Source organism: Phycicoccus sp. Root101 (genome assembly GCF_001426245.1).
Lineage (GTDB): Bacteria > Actinomycetota > Actinomycetes > Actinomycetales > Dermatophilaceae > Pedococcus.
In genome coordinates this window covers 635,246-658,839 of the sequence record NZ_LMCM01000006.1, presented here as the reverse complement: position 1 = coordinate 658,839, position 23,594 = coordinate 635,246, and the positions used below count along the sequence as shown (strand labels likewise).

18 protein-coding genes are annotated in these 23,594 nt (G+C 64.1%); 10 read left to right on the top strand and 8 right to left on the bottom strand.

Features of this window, described 5'->3' with window-relative positions:
* Window positions 1-489 precede the first annotated feature (489 nt).
* Window positions 490-3,333 carry a LuxR family transcriptional regulator gene (locus tag ASC58_RS10440; protein WP_157598430.1) on the bottom strand — a complete coding sequence of 948 codons (2,844 nt, stop codon included), beginning with the start codon at window positions 3,331-3,333 and terminating at the stop codon, window positions 490-492.
* Window positions 3,326-6,154, bottom strand: a complete 2,829-nt coding sequence (locus ASC58_RS10430; protein ID WP_056919199.1) for a LuxR family transcriptional regulator — start codon at window positions 6,152-6,154, stop codon at window positions 3,326-3,328. The genes ASC58_RS10440 and ASC58_RS10430 overlap by 8 nt, the downstream gene beginning before the upstream one ends.
* Window positions 6,155-6,536: 382 nt before the next feature.
* On the opposite strand from ASC58_RS10430, the gene ASC58_RS10425 reads away from it, so the two are divergent.
* From ASC58_RS10425 to ASC58_RS10395, 8 genes are all read left to right on the top strand, one after another.
* Window positions 6,537-7,436, top strand: a complete 900-nt coding sequence (locus ASC58_RS10425; RefSeq protein ID WP_056919198.1) for a LysR family transcriptional regulator — start codon at window positions 6,537-6,539, stop codon at window positions 7,434-7,436.
* Between the two features lie 250 nt (window positions 7,437-7,686).
* On the top strand, window positions 7,687-8,643 hold the full coding sequence (locus tag ASC58_RS10420; RefSeq protein WP_056919197.1) for an alpha/beta hydrolase: 957 nt from the start codon (window positions 7,687-7,689) through the stop codon (window positions 8,641-8,643).
* 206 nt (window positions 8,644-8,849) lie between these two features.
* Entirely contained in the window at window positions 8,850-9,566 is a 717-nt protein-coding gene (locus ASC58_RS10415) for an alpha/beta fold hydrolase (RefSeq protein ID WP_235529178.1), read from the top strand.
* 10 nt (window positions 9,567-9,576) lie between these two features.
* Window positions 9,577-10,191, top strand: a complete 615-nt coding sequence (gene wrbA, locus ASC58_RS10410; RefSeq protein WP_056919195.1) for an NAD(P)H:quinone oxidoreductase — start codon at window positions 9,577-9,579, stop codon at window positions 10,189-10,191.
* A 209-nt stretch (window positions 10,192-10,400) separates the two neighbouring features.
* Window positions 10,401-11,255, top strand: a complete 855-nt coding sequence (locus ASC58_RS10405; protein ID WP_082553153.1) for an alpha/beta fold hydrolase — start codon at window positions 10,401-10,403, stop codon at window positions 11,253-11,255.
* Between the two features lie 667 nt (window positions 11,256-11,922).
* Complete coding sequence (ctaD, locus tag ASC58_RS10400; protein WP_082553199.1) at window positions 11,923-13,740, top strand: cytochrome c oxidase subunit I; 1,818 nt, start codon at window positions 11,923-11,925, stop codon at window positions 13,738-13,740.
* A gap of 180 nt (window positions 13,741-13,920) precedes the next feature.
* Window positions 13,921-14,334, top strand: coding sequence for a ferritin-like domain-containing protein (locus tag ASC58_RS20990; RefSeq protein ID WP_157598429.1), 414 nt, complete (start codon window positions 13,921-13,923; stop codon window positions 14,332-14,334).
* A gap of 105 nt (window positions 14,335-14,439) precedes the next feature.
* On the top strand, window positions 14,440-15,048 hold the full coding sequence (locus tag ASC58_RS10395) for a PAS and ANTAR domain-containing protein (RefSeq protein WP_056919194.1): 609 nt from the start codon (window positions 14,440-14,442) through the stop codon (window positions 15,046-15,048).
* 590 nt (window positions 15,049-15,638) lie between these two features.
* Here the strand turns inward: ASC58_RS10395 and ASC58_RS21955 are convergent.
* From ASC58_RS21955 to ASC58_RS20590, 3 genes are read right to left on the bottom strand one after another with little or no spacing between them, the layout of a single operon-like run.
* The gene (locus ASC58_RS21955; protein WP_082553152.1) at window positions 15,639-15,920 is read right to left on the bottom strand and encodes a DUF6510 family protein; all 282 of its coding nucleotides are present in this window, start codon (window positions 15,918-15,920) and stop codon (window positions 15,639-15,641) included.
* Entirely contained in the window at window positions 15,920-16,687 is a 768-nt protein-coding gene (locus ASC58_RS10390; RefSeq protein WP_056919193.1) for an FAD-binding oxidoreductase, read from the bottom strand. Before ASC58_RS10390 ends, ASC58_RS21955 begins: the two co-directional genes overlap by 1 nt.
* The gene (locus ASC58_RS20590; RefSeq protein WP_082553151.1) at window positions 16,657-17,256 is read right to left on the bottom strand and encodes a molybdopterin-dependent oxidoreductase; all 600 of its coding nucleotides are present in this window, start codon (window positions 17,254-17,256) and stop codon (window positions 16,657-16,659) included. The genes ASC58_RS10390 and ASC58_RS20590 overlap by 31 nt, the downstream gene beginning before the upstream one ends.
* A 700-nt stretch (window positions 17,257-17,956) precedes the next feature.
* Between ASC58_RS20590 and ASC58_RS21610 the strand changes: the two genes are divergently transcribed.
* The gene (locus ASC58_RS21610) at window positions 17,957-18,241 is read left to right on the top strand and encodes a cupin domain-containing protein (protein ID WP_235529177.1); all 285 of its coding nucleotides are present in this window, start codon (window positions 17,957-17,959) and stop codon (window positions 18,239-18,241) included.
* Between the two features lie 25 nt (window positions 18,242-18,266).
* Window positions 18,267-19,202: an alpha/beta fold hydrolase gene (locus ASC58_RS20585; RefSeq protein WP_200947781.1), complete on the top strand. Its 936-nt coding sequence runs from the start codon at window positions 18,267-18,269 to the stop codon at window positions 19,200-19,202.
* A 255-nt stretch (window positions 19,203-19,457) separates the two neighbouring features.
* Here the strand turns inward: ASC58_RS20585 and ASC58_RS20580 are convergent, their stop codons facing one another.
* The 3 genes from ASC58_RS20580 to ASC58_RS10380 form a co-directional block, all read right to left on the bottom strand.
* A complete protein-coding gene (locus ASC58_RS20580; protein WP_082553149.1) occupies window positions 19,458-19,709 on the bottom strand; it encodes a DUF2630 family protein in 252 nt (83 codons plus the stop codon).
* Window positions 19,710-19,788: 79 nt separating this feature from the next.
* Window positions 19,789-20,805, bottom strand: coding sequence for a hypothetical protein (locus tag ASC58_RS20575; RefSeq protein ID WP_162246838.1), 1,017 nt, complete (start codon window positions 20,803-20,805; stop codon window positions 19,789-19,791).
* Window positions 20,806-21,509: 704 nt separating this feature from the next.
* On the bottom strand, window positions 21,510-22,253 hold the full coding sequence (locus ASC58_RS10380) for an alpha/beta fold hydrolase (RefSeq protein WP_056919290.1): 744 nt from the start codon (window positions 22,251-22,253) through the stop codon (window positions 21,510-21,512).
* Between the last annotated feature and the right edge of the window lie 1,341 nt (window positions 22,254-23,594).

Below are 23,594 nucleotides of genomic sequence, written 5' to 3'. Positions count from 1 at the left end.
TGCCACTGTCGCGGGTCGCGACCGGGCCGCACACTGCGCAGAGTGCCTAGGCCGGTCGCGGCGAGGAATCGGTCAGGTGACTGCACCTCCGGGCGCAGTTGTTTTTGCCAGGGGCGCTCAGAGGAGAGCTAATGGACGGACGCGCCGACGTCGACTACGGCTTTATGGCAGTCCGCTGGACACGGTTAAGAGCTTGGCGTTCCTGTCGGTGACAGTGTTGATTGGGCTGCCGAAGTGACTGCCTCGGATAGTCACTCCCCGCTCGCTGTGCCAACTTCACCCGTCGGCTGCGGCGACTGCAGGTGAATTCAGTGCGCAAGCGAGGTGTCGCGGCCGGTGGCCTCTCTCGTTCAGAGTCACAGTCCGCGAGCAAGCGGCTGACCTGCGGCTTGGTGCTGAGTCCCTGGTCGCCAACACGCACAGTGAAACCTCATCACAGACGCTGCAGCAGTAACGACGCCCCGGCATCCGTCGAACCACAGCCGTTGCTTACGTGAACCGGTTCGCCTTCCTGCCCGACGACGGTTCGGCAGCCCGGGGGAGGCGCTCTAGGGCTTCACTGAGCTGCGCGCGTGAGGTGACGCCGAGCTTCGGGAAGACGCGGTAGAGAATCGAGCCAATCGTCCGGTGGGACAGAAAAAGTCGACCGCCGATCTCGCGGTTCGTCAGGCCCGCCGCCGCCATTCTGGCCACCTGCAGTTCCTGTTCGGTCAGGTCGTCATCATTCCCGCGAGGTGCTGCCTCGTCGACCCGCCCGCCCGTGGCCCTCAACTGGTGTCTGGCTTGGCGTATCCAAGGCCGCGCTGACAGGGACTCGAACACTGCAAGCGCTTCACTTATGTGGGCACCAGCCAAGTCGTGGTCATGGTGTCGATGCAGCCACTCCCCGAAACTGAGCTGTATGCGTGCCCGATCGAATGGCCAACGCGCCCCGTCTGGCACCATGAGGGCCGCCTCGTAAGAGGCGGCTGCATGGTCGTTCCCGCTGACCAACGCGGCACAGCCGGCGCTGACCATGGCCAGCCGGGGCGAGATCCGCTCCACGCGCGCAGCCGCCATCGCCTCGACGTGGCGCCGCCCCTCCTCAGCCCGTCCCGTGCGTAGGCAGGCCTCTACTGTGTCGTACAGCACCCACAACACGTGAGGTGAGTAGCCGTCCAGCGACCCTGGTGTGCTGATGTCACAGGCATGCCGGTAGGCGGCCGCGTAGTCCTGACGCGATATCGCCCGCAGCGTCTCCAAATGGTGGGAGAACGTCATGGCCATGCCGGCGCCGCGACTCGCAGCCCACGCTGACATCTCCGCCGCGACGTCGGCGCCGTCCTCACCTTCGCCGCGGCAGACGCGAATCAGTTCCCGGATGTAGCCGCCCAGGATGACTGAATACCGGCGATAGCCATAGTCGTCGCACAAGCGAAGACCCTCATCCGCAAGCTCCAACGCCTCGTCCCACTGCCCGGTCAGCCAGTCGTCGACACAGCTAGAGACCAAAGCGTTGATCGCAAGGGCGACCGCCCCGCCTTGCCGGCCATCGCGGATGACTCGCCACAGCGGCTCGCGGCAAACCCCGAGTCGGTCGGTGTAGACCCCGGCGAGCGCCACTCGAGTGATGGCGACTGGGTCGCGCTCATCAGGAACGCTCTCCAACATCCGCTCTAGCCGTGGCAGGGTGTCCAGGGCCTGATGGACCGGGTCACCAAACATGCGGTGAACCACATCGACCTCCTGAGAAACGGAGGTCCCAAACCGGTCCATGCCCTCGAGGAACGGCGTCCACAGCTCGCGACGGCCCCCGAACCAGCTCATCATCAGCAGACTGTGCATCGCATCGGTGAGTACGCGACTGTCCTGTGGCCCTTGGGCAGCGTGGACTCTTCCTATTGCCTCGGCTAGCAGCCCGTGCGCTGTGTCGACCTCACACTCGCCGTTGAGCAAGATGTAGGAAGCGGCGACCGCGGCCGGCAGCGACGAGGTGACCTCCGGTTGAAGCCTGTCGGCGTCTTGGAGCAATTCGATCGCCCGCTCTAGGTCGCCGCTGACATCGGCACCGATGAATGCTGCCTGCACCTGCCGCCGTGCCCTCGCCTCCCGGCCAGGGGTGACATCCGCAGCTCTCTGCAAAGCCTCCATCGCTCCCGCAGCGTCGCCCATGGTGAGCGTGGTAATGGCGTATTGCTCTAAGGCTTGCGCTAGCGGCTCATCCGGCACCGCCGCCGCCTGAACTCGATGCCACATCGCTGCGCTGTGATCGTCCGTGGATGCAGCGGCCAACGAGCGGTGAGCTGCGCGTCGTTCGTTGTCGCTGGCCAACTGGACCACTGTGGCTCGCATCAGCGGATGAGTGAACGCGACTGCATTCGATCTCTCATCAACCCGTACCAAACCCGCCCGCTCGGCCTCACTTAGCCCTTGCAGTTCCGGGTCGTCTTGGGAGCAGGCGAGATGAAGACGCCGCAGGTCTCCACCCGACCCTTGCAGCGCGGCCACCAACAACTCACGGCGGGCGGGAGCCGACAGCGCTGCGACCCGGTCAGCGAACAGGTTCATCAGGCGCCGCCCGACCGGCATGACTGCGGGCAGGGGAGACTGCCCACCGCGCTGGCCGCTGCTCAGCGCCAGCGGCAGTTCCACTAGCGCCAGGGGCAGCCCGTCGGCTTCGCGCAGCACCCTGTCACGGACCTCGGCCGGCATTTGCGGATAGCGGGTCGCGAGGAGCTGGTTGGCTTCGGTGTGGCGCAACGGGCGCACCTCATGCTCAGGCAACGCGGCATAAGTAAACGGACCCCCGTAGTCGATCCGCCGGGTAGCGAGAACACCGATCCGGTTACCGGCAGCCCGACGGGCGACGTGTGCAAGAGCGTCAGCACTTCCGGTGTCGAGCCAGTGAACATCGTCCACGGTGACCAGCAGTGGCCGGCGAGATGCCGCGATTCGAAGCAGGTCCAGGACCGCGGCATGGAGTTGCTCTCGCTGTACGGCGGGCCCAGAACGCAGGCCGAGGGCCACCTCAATGGCTCTGCGAGCCGGGGGTTCCAACAGGGCTCGGTCGACGAGGAAGGGGCGCAGGAGCCGCCCGAGGCTGGCGAACCGATCCGCGGTAGCGAACTCGACACCGGTCGTGCGGACCACCGCCAATCCGGTCTCTTCCGCGAGCCGCCCCGCTTCCGCCAGGAGAGCGGACTTCCCCACCCCCGCATGGCCGACCATGATGAGACAGCTGCCGAGAGTGCCGACTGAAGTGACGAACGATTTCAGTCGCGCTTCCTCTAGCGTTCGCCCGACCAGCGCCCCTTCTCCGGTCCGGTGGACCCTGCCTCGGATAACGTCACTCATGCCGGACACTCCGTGCCGGCCTTTGCGCGGCTTCGATCCCTAGGCCGACCTCCCTGCCGATTTCCAGTGGCGCTAGCGCGACGATCGATGTATCGCGGCGGCTCAGGGCGGCTGCCAGCATCGCGCGGTTCTTCAGCCCCGTCTTCCCGAAAACGTGGTGTAGATGTGCTCCCACTGTTCGGGTCGAGATTTGAAGACGTTCACCGATCTCTGCGTTGGAAAGTCCCTTGGCGGCCAGCTCGGCGACCCTACCCTCCTGCGCGGTGAGTAGTGCTTGAGCAGCGTCGGCAGGCATGAACTTCGTGGGGTTAGTGGCCCGCAGCTCCGCACGTGCCTGATCGGCCCACGGGTCGGCCCCCATGCTTTCGAAGAGGTCGAGTGCCACCTCCAAATGACGACGCGCCCCGACAGGTTGGCGGTTTCGCCGCAGTCGCTGTCCGTAGCGCAGCTCGATCCGGGCCCTGTCGAACCAGAACTCAGAAGCCGCCGGAAGCGCCAGCGCTTCTTCATACAGTCCTGTGTCGAGCGGGTCAGCGCAGAAGGCACGCGCGCCCGCGACCAGCAGCTGGGCGTGTGGAGATGCAACCTCCACGTCGCTTCGTTGATACGTTGCTGCAACCGCTTGAGCGAGGTCGTAATCATCGTTCAGCACGGCCACCTCGACCGGATCCATCAGGTGGAGGAGGTCCACGGGCGCGAAGTCCGCCTCGAAGAACGGTGCGGCGTGTTGCCGAGCGGCTCGGTAGTCGCAGTGGGCGAGTGCGGCCAGGGTTCGCACATGGGCAACGGACCTTTGCACGATGCCCACGCCGCGCGGTCTTGCCCAGCTGACCATCGCTGCACAGATGGCGTTGCAGGTGGCCATGTCCCCTCGGCCGGCGGCAACTAGTGCCGTCGTGAGTCGGGACACGGTGGCGTAAATGAGGAGGTCGTTCGCCTTACTTATGTCGACAGCCTCGTCTGCCAGGCGTGTGGCTTGGTCCCACTCGCCGTTGAGGAACGCGTGTACGGACAGCGTCCGCATCGCGACCGCGCCCAGCACTACAGGTCCGCCTTCGCGAGCGTCGAGGGCGAGCCGAAGGAGGGCTGGCCGCATCTGCGCAGACAGCGGGATTATCACGCCGAGAGCTGCTAGGTGGGCCGCCCGTAGCGGGTCTTGAACGAACGGAAGTGCGGTCAGCCTTTCTTGCAGTTCCGGGCCAGCTGCCTTGGCATTATTGAGCGGGTCGGCGTACAGCATGGCTTTGAAGATGACGCCAGCGTCAGTGATCCCGAGTCGGCGGACAAGGCCGAGGTGGCGTTCGCAGTAGTCATGACGACCGGAATAAGCACAGACGCCGAGCAGCGCCTCCAATGTGTCCACCACCGCGTCTGTGTCGACGTCAGAGGAGGCCGCGTATTCCAGGGCGTCGGTGAGCATTCGGTAGGAGGTGTCGATGTCGCCGCCGCGGAAGAATCGCAAGACGACGTCGGTGGTGATGGCCCGCAGTCCCGACTGGCCCCCGAGGCGGTCCTCGGCGTCCCGCAGTAGCGAGTCGGCTCCGTCGAGATGGCCCATGATCACCGCCTGAAGGTGTGCGGCTCGTGCAAGTGTCGTTCCCTGCTGATCTGCGGAAGGAGCGAGCGTTGCCGCCCGGAGAAATTCCAGGATTGCTCGACCGGGATGTCCTTCGCTGAGCGTCTCGGTGGCAGCCGCCATGACGGATCGCGCGACTGCTCCATCAGCGGCCAATGTTGCATCGGCTGCGAGTGATATGCGGGCACGCTCGTCGAGGGCCGCATCCTGCGCCAGCAGTTTGTGGATCGCGCGCCGCTCCCCGCTGTCTGAGTGCTCGATGACGACGCGACGGGCCAGTTGGTGAGGAAAAGCCAACGTGCCATCGCGGCCGACAGTCACCAAGCTTGCATCACGCACCGCCCCCTGGTCGGCCGGCGAGAAGTCCGCCAACACCACTCGAGCCGTGCCTGGCGGTGACAGCGCAGCAATGAGCAGCCTTCGTTGGCCTTGCGGAGAGAGCCTCATGAGGTCTGCGAAGCCGCGTTCCTTCACACGTCCGGGCAGGGGCAGGCGGTCCGCGGCAATGTTTTGACCGAACCTTTGCTGGTCTACGCTCGCCTCCGAGGCCAGCGCATCCAGTGCGAGGGGGTATCCGGACGAGGCCGACACCACGGCACTGACCAAGCTCGCGGGCAGCTCCGGGTAGGACAGAGCGATCATTGCGCGGGCCAGCTCGGGAGTCAGCGGCTGAAGGCGGTGTCTCGACGTGACCTGCCACTCGCCGGCACCTCCTTGTCCCTGCCCGGCAGCGATGATCGCGGCACCAGATTGCCACCGGCCCCCGAACACGTTCAGCAAGACCTCCACGCTTGCCGAGTCGACCCGCTCCACGTCGTCCACCAGAACGACCAGGGCCCGCTGGGCGCTGAGCCCTCGGACCAGTCGAGCGAGCGAGGCGGAGATCTCACCTCGAGAGACAAACGCACCGCCCGAGGGGTCCGCGACCCCGACGAGGGCGTCCCTGACTGGCGGTGACAGTCGAGCGACGTACGGGTAGATCGGCTGAAGCGCCTGATTGAGGGCGGAGTATGGCGTCTCGGACTCACTCGACGCTCCCGTGGCGCGAAGTACGGCAAAACCCAACGCCTCGGCCCGCAATGACGCGTACTCAAGCATCGCCGAGCGCCCAAGACCATGTTCACCGCACAGGTACAGGGACCCTCCCCGGACGGGAAGGTCAGTGAGCGTCTGGTCCACCAGCGCGGTTTCGGCCTCGCGACCGAGTAGCGCGACGGCCGCGGTTCGCTGCAATGCCTTCAGCACACACACCTCCTAAGTTCGAGGGACGCCTCTCCCGTCAGCGCGCGGTCGCCTAAGCTGCATCGTCGGCCGATCCACCGGCCCAGTCCACGGCGAATCTCTTCACATTGTTAAGAAGCGCTACATAGTCGAAGGCCCAGTCCGTCGCTCGGAAACCTCCTTGACCAAGCGTGGCTGCCCGGGCGCCTAAACCCAGGCACGTTGACGCGTTTGGTCCGTCCGCCCATCCTTAAGGACGGACAGGAGGTCGGCGACTGCCATGGGATCCGATCCGAACGCTGCACCAAGGCGCGCAGACGCCACGACTGGGCACAGCTCTCGCCGCGTCGACAACGACGCTGTGCCCGAAGGCGTACTACCGAACTCTGTCCTCGATCTACGGCGGGTGCTGTACTTCGTCACCGTCGCCCAGACCCTCAGCTACTCTCGCGCCGCCGAGCGGTTGCGGCTTTCGACGTCCGGTTTGTCGCAACAGATAAAGACACTCGAACGGGAGCTGCGCGTCGAGCTGCTTGAGCGAAGCACACGACACGTCACCCTGACGGCCGCCGGGACCGAGCTGCTGAAGTGGGGCTTGCGGATGCTCGAGGAAAGCCGTTCCGCTGTGACGGCAACGCGTTTCGCTGCCGGCGGGGAGGCCGAGCTTCGGGTTGCGCTTGTCACCGGGGTCGAGACGTCCACCGAGGCGCTGCTTGAGACGGTCCAGCACAAACATCCGACCCTTCAGATAGTCACGACCATCACCAAACAGGCTGAGGCAATGCGGCGCCTACTCGATGGGTCGGTCGACGCCGCCATCACCTGGACCTACTTGCTGGAGCGGCAAGCAACCCCAGGAATTGTGTGGCATGGCCTCTTACGCGAAGACGTCCTGGCCGGCTTCTCTCCGGGCCATGCGCCAGCTAAAGGCAGACCGGTCGCGCGTGGACAGTCGGCATCGTTCGACGGCCCTGTCATCATCTTCGAGCGTAAGTACTCGTCAATCTCGTATGACTACGCAATCGAGAACCTGTTCGGCAACCGAGAGCCTGCACTAGGCGCTGTCATCACCGTGCCCGTCGTCGTGCGAGCGTTGGAGGCGATGGCACACAAAGCGGTGGAACTGAACGCAATGGCTCCCCTGAACCGTGCCCTCACCATCGCCCTCGGCGGCATGTTGGAATACCGCTCTTTCGAGCCGCCGTGGTACATGGAGATAGCTTGCGCATGGGTCGACCGAGGCGCGATCCAGATGCATCTCCTGCCCTTGATCGATGTCGATCGAGACTGGGAGAGGCGACCTTAGGTCAGCCGAGGCAACGTCCACGGATCTGTGCACCTGCACGTGCGGGGCGCGCGGACCGTGCCATGGCTGGGAGCGATTCTTTCGGCATCGCAGCGCAGGCGTGTTGCATCAGCTGCAGTCAATCGACCGATGGCTGCGCAGCCCAGAGCGAACACCCTGTGCTCACGTCCCGCTCGCCCCACGAGATCGAGGCAAGCACGTTCGTGCAGGCGGGGCGGTGACCCCGTCGAACGATCAAGGAGCAGAGCCGATGCCCAGCAACAGAGTCGAGCTCGAAGAGGCGGCCCAGGCCTTCGCCGACGCCAACGCCAGCCCGCCCTTCACACACCAGCTGCCCATCGATCAGGTTCGCGAAGCGATCACCGCGATGCAGTCCGAACCGATTGACGCTCCTTCCGCCGACACCAGCGACCTCTTGGTTCCCGGTCCGAATGGCGACGTAAGCATCCGGATCGTACGGCCTCCCGGCGCCCACGGGCCCCTCCCGGTCATCCTGCACATCCACGGGCTCGGATGGGTCTTCGGCGGCAAGCCAACTCACGACCGACTGATGAGGGAACTTGCGGTCGGCGCCCACGCTGCCGTGGTCTTTCCCGACTACAGCCTTTCGCCTGAGGCGAAGTACCCGACGGCCATCGAGGAGATCTTCGCGGTTGCTCAATGGGTCACCAAGTCGGGCGCCGAGCAGAACTTCGACATCTCCCGGTATGCGATCGTGGGGGACTCCGTCGGTGGAAACATGGCGGCTGCAACCACGCTGCTGGCCAAGGAGCGCGGGGGCGTGCACTTCGTGCAGCAGGTGCTGTTCTACCCGGTCACGGACGCCACCTTCGACACCCCGTCCTCTCACCAGTTCGCCGAGGGCTACTTCTTGCGGCGGGACACCATGCAATGGTTCTGGGACCAGTACATCGACGACCCTGCCCAGCGCAAGGAGCCAACGGCGTCGCCGCTGCAGGCCAGCCTCGAGCAGCTCGCCGGCCTCCCACCAGCGCTCATCATCGTGGGTGAGGCAGACGTTTTGCGGGACGAAGGTGAGGCATACGCCCAAAAGCTCCGCCGCGCAGGGGTCCCGGTGGTCGCGGTGCGCTACCAGGCGGCGATTCACGACTTCGTTGGCTTGAACCCACTCCGATCGACTCAAGCTGCCCAAGGCGCGATGACGCAGGCCGTGGCTGTCCTGCGAACCGCCCTGCACAGCGAATAAGGACATTAGACGTACCCCGACGCGCACGGCAAAGCAAGAGGCAAGCCTGAGCGCGATGCCCCGACCTCGCGGATGTCCCCACCCTTCTTACGGAGACTGACGAGACCGCGGGCAGCGGAGAGCCGGCCGCTCGCATCAGTAACCACGCACACACATCAGGAGCAGAGAACATCATGACAAACACGACTAATGGCGCCGCTCCCCACGTGGCACTTGTCCACGGTGCCTTCGCCGACAACTCCGGCTGGAATGACGTTGTTACCTTCCTCCAAGCCGCTGGGGTGACCGTCACTTCCGTCGCCAACCCTCTTCGGGGCATCGCGGAGGACGCGCGCTATGTCGCAAGCGCACTTCGGCAGATCCAGGCACCCGTCATCGCCGTCGGTCACTCTTACGGTGGCGCGGTCATCAGCAACGCTGCCACTCACGTAGACAACGTCGTCGGGCTCGTCTTCGTCGCCGGCTTTGCCCCGGACGAGGGCGAGGTGCTTGGCCAACGGGTCGGCGACTCCAAGGACAGCGTGCTGAACTCCGCACTGGTCGCTTTGACGTACCCAACCAGCGAAGGTGGCAGCGCGACTGAGTTCGCTATCAATCCGGCCGCATTCCACGACGCCTTCGCTGGCGACCTGCCGCGCCAGGTCACCGACGTGATGGCGGTCACTCAGCGTCCGGTTGCGGAAGCGGCATTCACTGAGCCGTCCGGCCCTCCGGCATGGAAGCGGGTCCGCAGCTGGGCAGTCGTCTCGACCAAGGACACTGCGGCTGGCAGCGACGTCGTTCGTGCTATGGCCGAGCGGGCTGGTGCCAGCATCACTGAAGTCGACGGCTCGCATGTGATCATGATGTCGCAGCCAAAAGCTGTCGCCGACGTCATCCTCGACGCGGTCAGAGCCAGCACCGACGAAGACTCGAAGAGTTGAGGTGCGAAACATGAATGTGCGCCTCGCCGTCATCTATTACTCCGCCACCGGTTCGGTCCACCGCTTGGCAGACGCCCTGGCCGAAGGGGCGACTGAGGCCGGCGCAGAGGTACGTGTACGTCGCGTCCCCGAGCTCGCCGGTGAGGAGGCGATCGACGCCAACCCCGCGTGGCGCTCCTATGTCGATGCCACACGCGACTCTGTGAGCGAGGCGGACCTCAGCGACCTGGAGTGGGCTAACGCGTACGCGTTTGGCAGTCCCACACGTTTCGGGCTGCCGTCAGCCCAACTCAAACAGTTCATGGACCGCAGCGGTTCACTGTGGTTCGCAGGCGTCATGGCCGACAAGCCGGCGACCACCTTCACGTCGGCGCAAAATGACCACGGCGGGCAGGAGTCGACCATCCTGGCCATCAACAACGTGCTCTACCACTGGGGGTGCCTGATCGTGGCACCCGGCTACACCGACCCGCTTCTGTTCGCGGCGGGCGGCAACCCATACGGCACATCGTGGGCGAGCGGGGACGGTCAGCCGCCCAACGACGCCGTCCTCACCGCTGCCCGATACCAAGGCAAGCGCGTGACTGAGGTCGCGGCACGACTGGCCCCGCAAACCGCGCATTGACGGATCCGGCTTCTTTCGCAGCCAGGCACGACGCCCTCGTAGTGGGCCCAGCCCTGTAGGCCGCCCGTCACGGACGTCACCTGACCGGTTCATGGCCCGTGTTGGACGTCATCAGCCCGATTGTTTCAGGGCGGCGGCGACAACTAGGCGCAGCTTCTACCCACCACAGGCTCTGGTCGAGCTTCCTCTCTCCCAACGAAGGATCACCCATGACACATACTCCCCGCACTGCCCGCTACCTCGGCGCCCTCCTTCTCGCCGTTGTGCTGCTGCCGTTCGCGCCAGCCTCATCCCAGACCGCCACAACTGCCTCCGACCGCTTCGCACCGCACGCCGTGGCGACGATCGCCCCCGGGGACCAGCCAACGATCGTCCTGGTTCACGGGGCCGATGCGGAGTCCTCCTCCTGGCTCGGCGTCATTGAGCGCCTACAACGGCGTGGCTACCCCGTGATCGCCTTCGCCAACCCACTGCGTGGGGTGGCCAGCGACTCGGCGAACCTCAAGGCACTGGTGGATTCGATTCAGGGCAGTGTCGTCTTGGTCGGCCATTCCTACGGCGGAATGCTGATCTCGGTGGCTGCTGCCGGCGACGCGAAGGTCAAGAGCCTGGTGTTTGTCGACGCCCAGATTCCGCTGCCCGGCGAGAACGCGGCTGAACTGACAAACAAGTTCCCCGGCAGCAAGTTTGGAGAGGCCCTCGTGACACGGCCTTTCGTCCTCCCAGACGGCAGTACAGGCATCGACCTGTACGTCGACCCGGCGAAGTACAGGTCCCTGTTCACCGGCTACAAGGTCTCCGCCCGCGAAGCGCTCGCCCTGGCAGCAGTGCAGCGACCCATCGCGCAAAGCGCACTCACCGAGCCCGCATCAGCCGCGGCTTGGCAGACCATCCCGAGTTGGGACGTCATCGGCACCAAGGACACCGCTATTCCGCCTGCGTCCCAGTACTTCATGGCTCAGCGCGCTCACGCTCACATCACCGCCATCCCTGCGCCGCACGCATCCATGCTCAGCTTCCCCGATCCCATCGCGCGAGTCATCGAAGCGGCGGCACGAAACTGACAGCTGCATCTCGCAACCTTTGGCCTCGCCGGGGTTCCGCTTGTCTCATACGGCGGGGCCCCGGCGTCAGCAGAGTCAAGCGATGCGCTTCGGCATCTCGCGTGCTCGCCAGCCACCTTGCATCGACGTAGTCCTTCGCGCTGGAAGCCCCAAGATAGCTACCGGTTGGGCCCCGGAATCAGCGGACATTCACATATTGGAACCCGCCGGCGGCAGGGCCACCCAAACCAAGCGGCGCCGCTGGCTCAGGCGCCACGTGGGTGCCTTGAGCGGAGGGACAGTCCCTTGACCGATGTGCATGCCGTAACTGGCGTGCAACGGTTCCTTGGTCAGCGAAACCCTTCAGCACACGAAAGCGGACCTTGCATTGATGGCTCCGTTACTGAACTGGTCTTCGCCTTCGAGGCTTCGATTCTAGGAGTTGGTCTGCGTGACGTCCGCTGGGGATGAACACGGCCAGATCTTCGGCGGTTGGGGCACCAAAGTCGGCAAGGAGCGCATGGTCTGTGAGGATGCAACGGTCGCAAGTGCGCTGTTTGGCGAAGACCGACTAGGTACCGCCGCTTCGTTGACGCTCGCTGGGGCGCGCGTTGCATAAGTCACCGATATGGCTCCAGGAAGTCGGTTTGCGGCTCCCGTTCAGGTGGAGGACGGCGGCAGGGGCACCATGACAAGGACGGCCGGGACGTACTTCCGTTCCACGCACGCGACGGCGACAAGCCGTCTCACCAAGGGCCAGACGGTCGTGAAGTGGATGACCACCACCGACCACAAGGTGATCGGCAACCTCTACTTCATCACCTCGTTCATCTTCTTCATGTTCGGCGGGGTGCTGGCGCTGCTCATCCGCGCCGAGCTGTTCGAGCCAGGCCTGCAGGTCGTGGACAACCCCGACCAGTACAACCAGCTGTTCACGATGCACGGCACGATCATGCTGCTGCTGTTCGCGACGCCGCTGTTCGCCGGCTTCGCCAACGCGCTCATGCCGATCCAGATCGGCGCCCCCGACGTCGCGTTCCCGCGCCTGAACATGTTCGCCTACTGGCTGTACCTGTTCGGTGGCCTGATCGCCTCGGCCGGCTTCCTCACGCCGACCGGCGCCGCCTCGTTCGGCTGGTTCGCCTACGCACCGCTGTCCGACTCCTACAACAGCCCCGGCCTCGGCGGCGACCTGTGGGTGTTCGGCCTCGCCCTCGGTGGCTTCGGCACGATCCTCGGTGCGGTCAACTTCATCACCACGATCATCTGCATGCGCGCGCCCGGCATGACGATGTTCCGGATGCCACTCTTCACGTGGAACGTGCTCATCACCTCGCTGCTGGTGCTGATGGCCTTCCCGGTGCTCGCCTCCGCGCTCCTGGCACTCGGTGCCGACCGCAAGTTCGGTGCCCATGTGTTCGACCCCGGGAACGGTGGGCCGATGCTGTGGCAACACCTGTTCTGGTTCTTCGGGCACCCAGAGGTCTACATCATCGCCCTGCCGTTCTTCGGCATCATCTCCGAGATCCTGCCGGTGTTCTCGCGCAAGCCGATCTTCGGCTACAAGACCTTGGTCTTCGCCACGATCGGCATCGCGGCCCTGTCGGTGACGGTCTGGGCCCACCACATGTACGCGACGGGCCAGGTGCTCCTGCCGTTCTTCGCGGTGATGACGATGCTGATCGCCGTGCCGACGGGGGTGAAGTTCTTCAACTGGATCGGCACGATGTGGGGCGGCAAGCTCTCGTTCGAGACGCCCATGCTCTGGGCCATCGGCTTCCTCGTGACGTTCCTCTTCGGTGGCCTGACCGGCATCATCCTGTCGAGCCCGGCCCTGGACTTCCACCTCTCCGACAGCTACTTCGTGGTGGCGCACTTCCACTACGTCGTCTTCGGCACCGTGGTGTTCGCGATGTTCGCCGGGTTCTACTTCTGGTGGCCGAAGTTCACCGGGCGGATGCTCGACGAGACGCTCGGCAAGATCCACTTCTGGATGCTGTTCTTCGGCTTCCACATCACCTTCCTCATCCAGCACGTGCTCGGCATCGACGGCATGCCCCGTCGGTACGCCGACTACCTGCCCGAGGACGGCTTCCAGTGGGAGAACCAGCTGTCCACGTACGGCTCGTTCCTGCTCGCGGCCTCCACCCTGCCGTTCCTCTACAACGTCTGGAAGACGTGGCGCACCGCGCCGCTCGTCGAGACCGACGACCCGTGGGGCTATGGCGCCTCGCTGGAGTGGGCGACCTCGTGCCCGCCGCCGCGGCACAACTTCGACACCATCCCGCGCATCCGCTCGGAGCGACCTGCCTTCGACCTGCACCACCCCGAGGCCGCTCCGGCCGGTGGGCTCCAGGCCGACCCCGACATGGTGATTCGTGCTGTGGATCCTTCTCAGTTGGGCCAGGCGTACGTGAGGGCTCACACCGAGGTGGGGGTGCTGCCGCAAGGAACGAGTGTCCATGACCGTGAAATGAGAGTGCGATTCCACAAGGAGCAGGACTAAACGCGAGGAAGGGAGCGCGATCTGGCTCCACCACCGGTCGAAAATGACAGCGCGGGGAGGGACATGTCACAGGGATCGGCGCCTGGCCGTACCCGGAGTGCCTGCTCCGGCCGGCCACAGCCGCAACAACCAGCCGAGTTTGGCCTAGCCAATGGGGAGTTGGCGTGTCTACTCATCGACTTGGTCGAGCTGCGGGCGCAAGCCAAGCACCTGCACTGGACCTTGGTGCAGGCAGAGGCCACACATGACCTTTTGGACGAAGTCGCCCGTACAGCAGCGGACTTCGCTGATGTCGTTGCCGAACGGATGCGGACCCTGGGGCACGCCCCCGAAGGCCGCACATGCGTTGTGGCGCAGCACACGAGTTTAGAACCATTGGCCGCGGCCGTAGGCGACCGCGCGATGGCCCTGACGTCGATTGCCGGCGCCATCGCGGCCGTCGAGCGCACGCTCGACGATGCCGAGCAGAGTACAACCGACGAGGCAACACGTGAACTGCTTACCTACGTGGCACGAGCGCTCACAGAACTGCGCTGGACCACCACGACAGGCACCCCGTGGGCCCGTGAGGCGCATCGAGTTGCAGGAGCCTGAGGGCCCCAACATCATGTGGTCCGATCTGAATGTATATGGCTACCTTGCTGTGGTGGCCCCCGTTCGTCGGTAGGAGAGAAATTGGCGCCGCTTAACGACGACGTCATGGCGGCTGAGTTCGCATATGACGCCTTGGCCAACCGCTGGACATGGTCTGCGAACCTTCGCGAGCTGCACGGACTCTCTCCCGATGCGGCGCCTACGACCGAGCACCTAGTCGGAGTGGTTCACGCCGACGACAAACCAGCCATGCTCGACCGCCTCCACGAGCATCTGCGGACCGCGGGGGCCTATACCCACGTTTACCGCGTCACCGATGCGCACGGTCGCTCCCGCCGGCTTCGCTTGGTCGCGAAGTCGACCGCAAAGGACGATCGGGTGCTAAGCCTGCATGGGTTCGTGCTGGACGTGACCAATGACGTGCAGACGTGGCAGACAGACGCCATTGACCAGGCGATGCAGCATCGCGCTGCCATTGAACAGGCCAAAGGCGCCCTGATGTTGGCCTTCCACATCGACGATGTTGAGGCTTTCGACATGCTGCGCGCCTTCTCGAGCCGACAGAACCGCCGGCTCGCCGACGTCGCCGCGTACATCACGGCGAGCCTGAGTGACCCGACGTTCATTGACCCCGACCCTGTCCAGGTGCTCTTAGAGATCGTCGCCGCGTCCGCAGTACAGCCAGTCAGGCAGCCGCATCCGCAAGGTGGCTAGACCAAGGTGAGCTATCTACTAGGGCGTATGTCGCGGCACGGCGACTGGCGGTCGCTGCAACGTTTGCGCGAATACGGTGGTGGGCCCGAGCGCTACGTCGGTCGCCGTCCGTAGCCGGCCGGTTACAGTCCGCGTAGGGTACCGACCTTCGTGACACCTGCCGTTGATTGAGAAGGTGCCGGCACCCCCGCGCCTCATTGCTTGCCATGCAACGGCTCCGGCTCAATGCGCCGCGCAGCCACTGGACGCGGGGCCGACTTTATGACCCAGACCGGCCCCGCGCGCTCAAGATACGGCCAACAAGTTTGGCCGAGTCAGCACTTACACCAACGAGGAGGCCCAGCCTCTGCATTGGCGAAGTGTTGCGATCACGAGGTTGCTCTCTGCGTCGCTAAACGGCATCCGTCAATCGACTGATCGGCGCTTCGCTGTCCGTCCTCGATCAGGCAGTCCACCTCACTGAGAGGGCGGCCACCGGGCGTCGGGCTCCCAGAACCGGTCAAGGCCTGTGCCGTGGTCGGCATTTCAGCGGGTACACCCGTCTGCGCCCACGCCCTTTCGCGGGTCGAGGCGCATGAAAGTCGACCTTCTCAAGTAGAGATAGATCCTGGATCGACCGTAAAACTCATGCTGTCCAGTCCAGTCAGCTCGATCCATGCGCGAGTGGTAGTTCTAACGATGCGGAGGACAACCTGCTCGCAGTTGGGACATCGAAGGACCTGTCCCGGGCCTCCAACGTATGCTCGCGCTTGAGCGAGGATGAAGGGCTCGCCACACCCGCCACACGAGCACCTAGCCGTCGTCGGCTCGAGCGCGAAGACCGTGGAAAGCTCGCCCGCCAGGGCGTTTCCATCGATATAGGACCCGTCCATCACTCGTCCGATTCCGAGCCGAAACGCTCGGTGCGAATGCACTCAGGATCGTGGCCGATCGCGACCAAAATCTGCACTACGGCCTCCACGAAGGGCGTTGGCCCGCACACGTAGCAGAGTGGGCGGGAAACAGCAGCCAAGCAGTATCGGCGCAGGTCTACGTCGCTGAGGCGAGAGGGTTTGCGCATCGACTCAGGAGGGCTGGACCGGGTAAACACTGTGGTCGCCTCGGTTGCATCAAAGCCCTTCCTGACTTCCTGCCCCGCCGGAGCTAGCTCTTGTGCGAACAGCATCTCCGTGGGGGACCGCGTGGAGTACAGCAAGCGCATGGGATCCGGGTGGCCAGCGTTGCGATGCGTTCGAATCATGCTCATCAACGGTGCTAACCCGCTCCCGCCTGCAATGAGTTGAACCGGGCCTCGCTGATCGGGGGCCCACACGAACCAACCGCCTAGGGGTCCACGGAACTCCACCGTGATACCGGGTGTCGCAATCTCTGCAAGGAAGGGGGAAACCTCTCCTCCCGGAGCCTTTTGCACTGTTAACTCGAAACGCCCGGACGTGGGGGCTGAGGAGATGGAGTACGGCCGATGCGCCGCGTAACCGTCTGGGGCGGTCAGGCGCAGATCCAGGTGTTGCCCCGGTCGATGTCCCGCCCACGCCGGACTGGTGAAGCTCAGGGTTCGCGCACTGGGCGTCTCTCGCCGTACAAAGTCCAGGGTGGCTCGCACCCAGGTCAATCGCTGGAGTATCGCTGCTCTTGCCATGGATCTCCGTAGGCGTGATATCCGAGCCGCTCCCAGAATCCAAGGACCGGTTCAGCTGTGAGGGTGAGGGCACGTACCCACTTCGCGCTCTTCCACAGGTAGAGGTGGGGGATCAGCAACCGGACGGGCCCGCCGTGCGAGGCGCTAAGCGGACCGCCTGCAAAAGAATGCGCAAGCCATGCCTGACCGTTCAGTAGATCCGCAAGCGGCACGTTGGTCGTATATCCCCCATAGGAGTGCACAAGTACATGCTGGGTCGTCTCCGCGATGTGCGGCGCGAGCACTGACTCCAGCGGCACCCCACGCCACGGTGAGCTGAGCTTCGACCAGCCCGTTACGCAGTGCAGGTCAGCACGAATATCCTCCACGCCCAAGGTGAGTAGGCGGCGCATATCCCACTCGGTGTCTTCGCCGCTGGTTCCGGTGACTGAGAGGCGCCAATCATCGGTCGACACGTTGGGGGTTGGGCCAGCCGACAGGACCGGGAACCCTTCCGTGAGGTACTGACCGGGTGGTAACGACGTGTGGCTGTCGAGACGCCGGCCGACGAATCCTTCTGAGGTTGTCATGGCCAGTTCAACGCTCGGATTCGAAGCGACGGGGCGGAAAGATCCCGCTCGGATGGTCACGTAGGTGCACAACCGGATGTGCGCGCATCGGCGCTCACCTCCTCGCTCGTGGTGGGCTGCACCAGGTCAATGTCATCTACATGGCGCGACAGCAGCATCAGTCAATCGACGTCATGGCAGGGATGTTGGTCAACCGCGCACGCGAGACGACACAACCGCCGCTGCCTGGCATGCCGTGTGGGGCTAGGGCCTTCCATGGCCGGCGGTAAAGACCCGAGCAGTGGTCCCCGAGCGGTACACGATGACACCCGCCGGCCGCCGCACATTGACGATTCGCAACGGGCGGTCGCGAGGCATCGCGTCAAGGGACGTTGCGAGCGGCGAGCCTTCGCCGGTGTCGACGTCGCGCTCTTCAGGGGCGTTCGACGGACTGCGCAGGCTGGGCGTCGCAGTCGTATGGCAGATGCGGGCCCCGTGGACTCTGTGTGAGCGTGCCTATCAAACGGGCGACCACGCCGCGGTCCTTGGCGGCGATCTAGCCGGTAAGCACCGTGCTCCTGTGATTCAGAAGGGCGAAATTGTGACCAAGTCTCCGGCATCCGCCAGCTCACCGGAATCGGATCAGTTGCGGTCCAATCTCACACGGACCGAGATTCAGCGCAGCGGGTCCTCAATACCAGGCAGAGAGATCGTGCAAGTCTTGACGCAGATCCCCGAGGGGGTCCAGTCCGGTTGGCACTACCACCCGGGCGAGGAGGTCGGATACATCTTGGCCGGAACCGTGGAAATGCACGTCAAGGGGCGAGAGCCAGTCATCTTGGCGGCCGGGGACGGATTCCTCATCCCGCCGCGCACACCACACAACGCGAAGGACGTCGGGCCGGGTACAGGGCAAATGCTGTCGGTCTATCTGGTCGATCCCACCGAGCCGGTTTCGACTTTGGTGGACGAGCGAAGCGACGAACATAGCGCCTGGAACGGGTAGCGGGTGCCCAATGGGTGGGGATCCGATGACTGAAGGTTCCGACACCGGACTTGGGCCAGTTCAGACGGTCCAGACCGACGTCCTGCAGATCGGCTACATTGACGTCGGCGAGCGCTCAGGTCCGTGCGTTGCACTCCTGCATGGTTTCCCGTACGACGTTCACAGCTTTGAGGCTGTCGTCCCGAGGCTGACTGCGCTCGGTTTCCGGGTGATCGTTCCCTACCTTAGAGGCCACGGACCCACCCGGTTTCTGAGTTCGACTCAGTTTCGCTCGGGACAGCAAGGGGCCCTTGGGGCCGATGTCATTGCTCTGCTTGACGCGCTCACGATCGACAACGCGACCCTGGCCGGCTTCGACTGGGGAGGTCGGGCCGCGTGCGTAGCTGCCGCCGTGTGGCCACATCGGGTCAACGCACTCGTCAGTGTCAACGGCTACCTAATCCAGGACATCAAGAATGCCATGACCCCCATCCGGCCCGACCTAGAAGCGGGCCTGTGGTACTTCTTCTATTTCCTCACCGAACGTGGACGCGCTGGATTGACGCGCAACCGCAAACAGATCGCAGAAGTCATCTGGCGGCGAAATTCACCGCTCTGGGCTTTTGACGATACAACGCTGGACCGAGCCGCACGAGCATTCTGCAATGATGACTACGTCGAAGTCGTATTGCACTCCTACCGGCATCGTTTGGGAGCGGTGGAGGGAGACCCGCGCTACGCCTCCATTGAGGCCCTGCTGGCGGGACAGCCGTCAATCCCAGTGCCGTGCGTGACGCTGGACGGCGAGGCCGACGGCAACTTCCCGGCGACGGATGGGCGCTCCACGGCAGCGCATTTCTCTGGGCCCCGCCGCCACCACCAAGTGGCGGATGCGGGACATAACCTGCCTCAGGAAGCGCCTGAGGCCTTTGTCGCGGCCATCCTTGAGGCACGAGAACTGCGTCCTGGTCACCGTGGTTGAAGAGGAGCTTCGTACTCAGCGTGGACCGCTCGAGTGGGGAGCTTGCGACGGTTCGGAGCAAACGTACCGATGAGCGAGCCAGGCGACTGACCTGCTTACCGATCAGAGGCACACCTGACCGCTGTGCCCCGGCCCCGCGAACTTGCTACGAGCAAACGGACACAGCATTCATGGTGGTCGGTAGAAGGTAGCCAGGACCCGGACTGCGTCGTGTGCCACGCCAATGGAATCGGTGCACTTTTGTAGCGCGACGCATCACCAGCGTTTGTAAGCCTCGACCTGTTTCACCGGCCGGAGGTGGGCGAGATCGGGGTCGGACCCCGCAACACGCAACGCCCTTCGCTGACGAAGGAGGTCCCAGCACTGATCAAGGGACTCCTCGAGGTGGCGGAGTTGCTCTCGGTCTTCCTGTCGTGCCGGATCGGAATCAGTGGTCAGCCGGCTACGCAGGCGGTGTTCCTCATCCACGAGTTCAGAAACTCGGCTCAAGATCGACTTGTCGTCCATCACTTTTCCTTTCATGCGAAGACTTAACGCGCCCATGTGAAAGCAGGCAGATCCTCGAGCGCAGCACGGCCGTGTGGAGCTACCGCACACGCGGGTGATCGGCAGCTGGGCCACCAGCAGCTGCCCCAGCGCTTCCAGCGCCAGGATCAGTCAGTCCGGCTGTCGCTGCCGTCCCTTGAGGGGGAAAGTAGGTACCGCGCGCGATGGCGATGACGGTGGCCACCAATAGGGCTGCAACAGCGGACGACACGGCAGTGAGGGCGGCGGCAGCCACCCATTGTGGCTGCCCGACATGAGAGGCGATTAGTGCCCGTGCTGTGAATGTTATCGCGGCGATGTAAGAGAAGGAGAAGCTCCACCAGCCCGGCCCGAACGGCACCTGCAAAAAGGGGGGCACCAAGCGCGCCTGAGTGACAACCATCAACAACATGAATCCACAGAAGCCCAAGGCGAGCGAATCGAGTCGATTCCCGTTCATGTTCATCCAAGCATTGCCCGCCACGGCAGGCGGCGCTACCAGGATGGCTAACGTTGGGCGCAATGGGATGGGAAGTGGTGGATGGCCGACGAGGCGGACGAAGATGACTGCGCCCTGAAAGAGCCAACAGACAAGGCCAAGCCCGAACATGACCATGGCAGCGCTCGGATATCCGACGGCAGAAAGGGATCCGGCACTGACCAGCCCGGCCGCGACGGTCGGCAACAGGTAGCCCGGATGCCACTTCGAGATGTCCGTTTCACCTAGGACCCAGCCAGCGTTAAGCCAGCCGCCTATGGCGACGGCACCCACGGTTGAGGCGAGGACTAGCGCGCGTCCGGGCACAGGCGCATGGGAGGCGAGGCGCGCGCCTACCGGCATCAACGGGATGAAGAGGAGCGCGGTGAACGGGCCTAACACCTCGTCGTCGATCTCCGATCGAATTCGACGTGCGCCTCCGACGCCCAGCAGATACGCAACGGAGACGATGAGCCATGCCGCGACGGTCACTACCCACGTGAACGCGGTCACCGGATCCAGGGGCGGCGGGGCGAGCCATGACCAGCACAGGCTTAGACCAACCAGACCAAATGGCAGGCCGAGCACGTTGGCTCTCACGCGCGGTTTTCTCATCGCCACAAACATTCTTCAGCCTTTCACCATCCCGATTGGGCAGACCGGCACATCTGGGCCATCTCGGCCTCAAGTTCGTGTGAGCGCTTGTCCAGGGAACGGTCAGACAGCTCATCCTTGCGGCAGTGGACTTGGGTGTTGTGTGCTGCGAACCTTTCCGATCGAAGGCAACTACGCGCATGGGTAACGGGACGTTCAACCCGCGCGTCGTATCCCTCGACAGCAGGCTGAGGCCGCCACCTCCGGCCACGCCGCACATCCGCCATCGCAGCCTGCGCAAAGGCCTTGAGTCGCAAGTGGTCGAGGTAACTCATGAAGAAGAGGGCAACGCATGTGTCGTGATCAAGGTCGCCTGTGGTGATGTGTTGCTGGCTGCCACAGAAGTCAGACCATGCCAACGTGTGGCTGTGAGGGCGATAGACGAAACCTATTGAGCTGCCTAGAAACTGGACGTAGGTAGGTCGAGTGTTAGACACCGTGGCGAGGGCAGAGGTGTACATGCACTGGATGAAGTCGCGTGTGAAGGTGGTGATATCAGGCCGGCCCTGGGTTCCCGACCCTTCATCCTGCGGCCATTCCCGGCGTGCGATCGCCCTGCGACTTCCCAAGTGCACTTGTGCTATTTCCACGGTGCCAGTTGATGCGGCACCTCCATACTGACCACGACTCATGGACTCCTCCAGCCTGGCCTAGGCCACGCTGCGAACTGCGTCGACGATGGCGCCAGTAACGATTTCGGGCCTAGAGATCATGATCACGTGCGAGCCAGCCGCTTCGATGATTTTCGCTCCGGCGCGCGTAGCCATCCGGCGCACGACGTCGGAGCCTGCGGCTCTATCGCCGGTTGCCACCACGGCCCAACACGGCAAGGACTTCCAAGCTGGAGTTGAGGACCTCTGGGTGAAGGCCGCCTCGGCGACAGGACGTTGTGTAGCAGCCATGACGGCGGCTTGTTTCGGACTGAGGTCCGCCGCGAAGGCGGAGTGGAACTCCGAGGCCTTGATCGCAAACTCTGTCGCAGTTAGGGATCCGTCGCCAATGGGGTACGACAGTGAAGTCAAAGCGCTACTCAGGACGCTGTCTTTGGAGTCTGCTGTGATCTGACCGAGGACCTCTCCTTCGTCCGGCGCGAACGCAGCGACGTAGACGAGGGCTTTCACCTGCTGAAGTCCCGTGACAGCATTGGTGATGACGGCGCCGCCGTAGGAGTGCCCAACGGCGACCACTCGGCCGGTGATCTGTGAAAGGGCGCTTGCAACGTAATCCGAGTCGTAGGCCACACCACGAAGAGGGTTAGAGATCGCCACTGCGCGGAGGCCTCGCGCGGCCAGCAATTCGATCACTCCGTTCCAGCCGGAACTATCTGCAAAGGCTCCGTGCACCAGTGCGACCGTTATGTCTGGGAACGAGGTCGAGAGGTCCGTATCCGTCATGATGCAACATCTCCCCATGTCCGAGTCATCAAGCAGGCCGTCCTCACGATCCGATCCGGTGGGGCTGCATGCATCGGTCATGTGACCGTGGGTCAGCGGACATGCCGGCGCGCTTTGGCAGGCGTTACATTGGGGCATCTAGGGGGCGGCTCATGCCGTCACCGGGTAGTTGCCATGGAGATCACGCAGACCAGACCCGTGCGCGCGCATGTTGACGAAAGCAGTGGCCGTGCGCTGAGGGGGACTTAGGTCGCGGCGTCGTTGATCTGTGCTTGCAGCCAGTCGGGCCTCTGCTTCATCCCACCCGTGTTGGGTGCGGCAGTGGTGATGGCGCTCCGAGTCGGGTCGGGTCAGCCATGGTTCGGGGTTGGTCGCCGGGACGCTGCTGACCGGCTGGGTGGATGCTCTTGCATGACCTCGTTGATCCGGACGCATCCGGTGACGATGGGGAGTGGGGTGGGTCGTTCACGCGGGAGGCCTTCGTGAGCCGCGATTTCGGTTGGCCGTTTCTGGACGACGTCCGATGGAGAAGCGAAACATCGATCACGTCGCCGTTTGGTCCGCGCGCAGCGAAAGCGATCGAGACCAAGTTCGTGGCGCCGGCCGGTGGACGGACCGCTACCGCGAGGTGGCGATGGATCGTGTCCGCTCGAGTGCGAAGTTCGTGCGGTGGATCTCTCTCCGAGGGTGCCAAGGTTGTGCCCGTCGAGGTGGTGCGATGATTCTGGGGACCTGACGCGAGACAGTTTTCGAACGACTGGGCGGTCGGGGACGGGGTCCATGTGGTCGAGGGTGTTGCCGCCGCGGATGCATGGCGTCGGCACTGCAACGACGGCGACATCACCACGGCCCAGGCGAAGGAGCTCCACGAGATCCTCCGTAGCCATCCAGCCATGCGTGACGCACTCACCGAGCCAAGACTCGTGACGCTCAAGTTAGTGTCGGCTCCATGCGTCTAGGGCGGCCTCGCTCGAAGGAGAGCTGATGCAAAGGCGGCGGTTAGACGCACCTGGCGACACAACTGCATGAACGAGCGGATCCCGGCATGATCAGATGTTCAGCCGGGGCACTTTGGCCGGTGATGACTCCGGGCGTACGCCTGTGCACGAACAGACTCACGACGAGAATGGGTAAGCCGATCTGAGGCAACATGAGCACGACCACCACATGGGCTTGATCCCGATCCAAGGCCGCATCCAGTCGCCGGGCATGTGCCTGGCGTAGAGGGTGATCGCGATGCCAGAGCCAGAAGAAGCGGCACGCTGACCCAGTTGATCCAAAACCCGAAATCAACGTGCACATGACGAGGCCACAAAGACATTCTGCGACTCACAGCAGCAT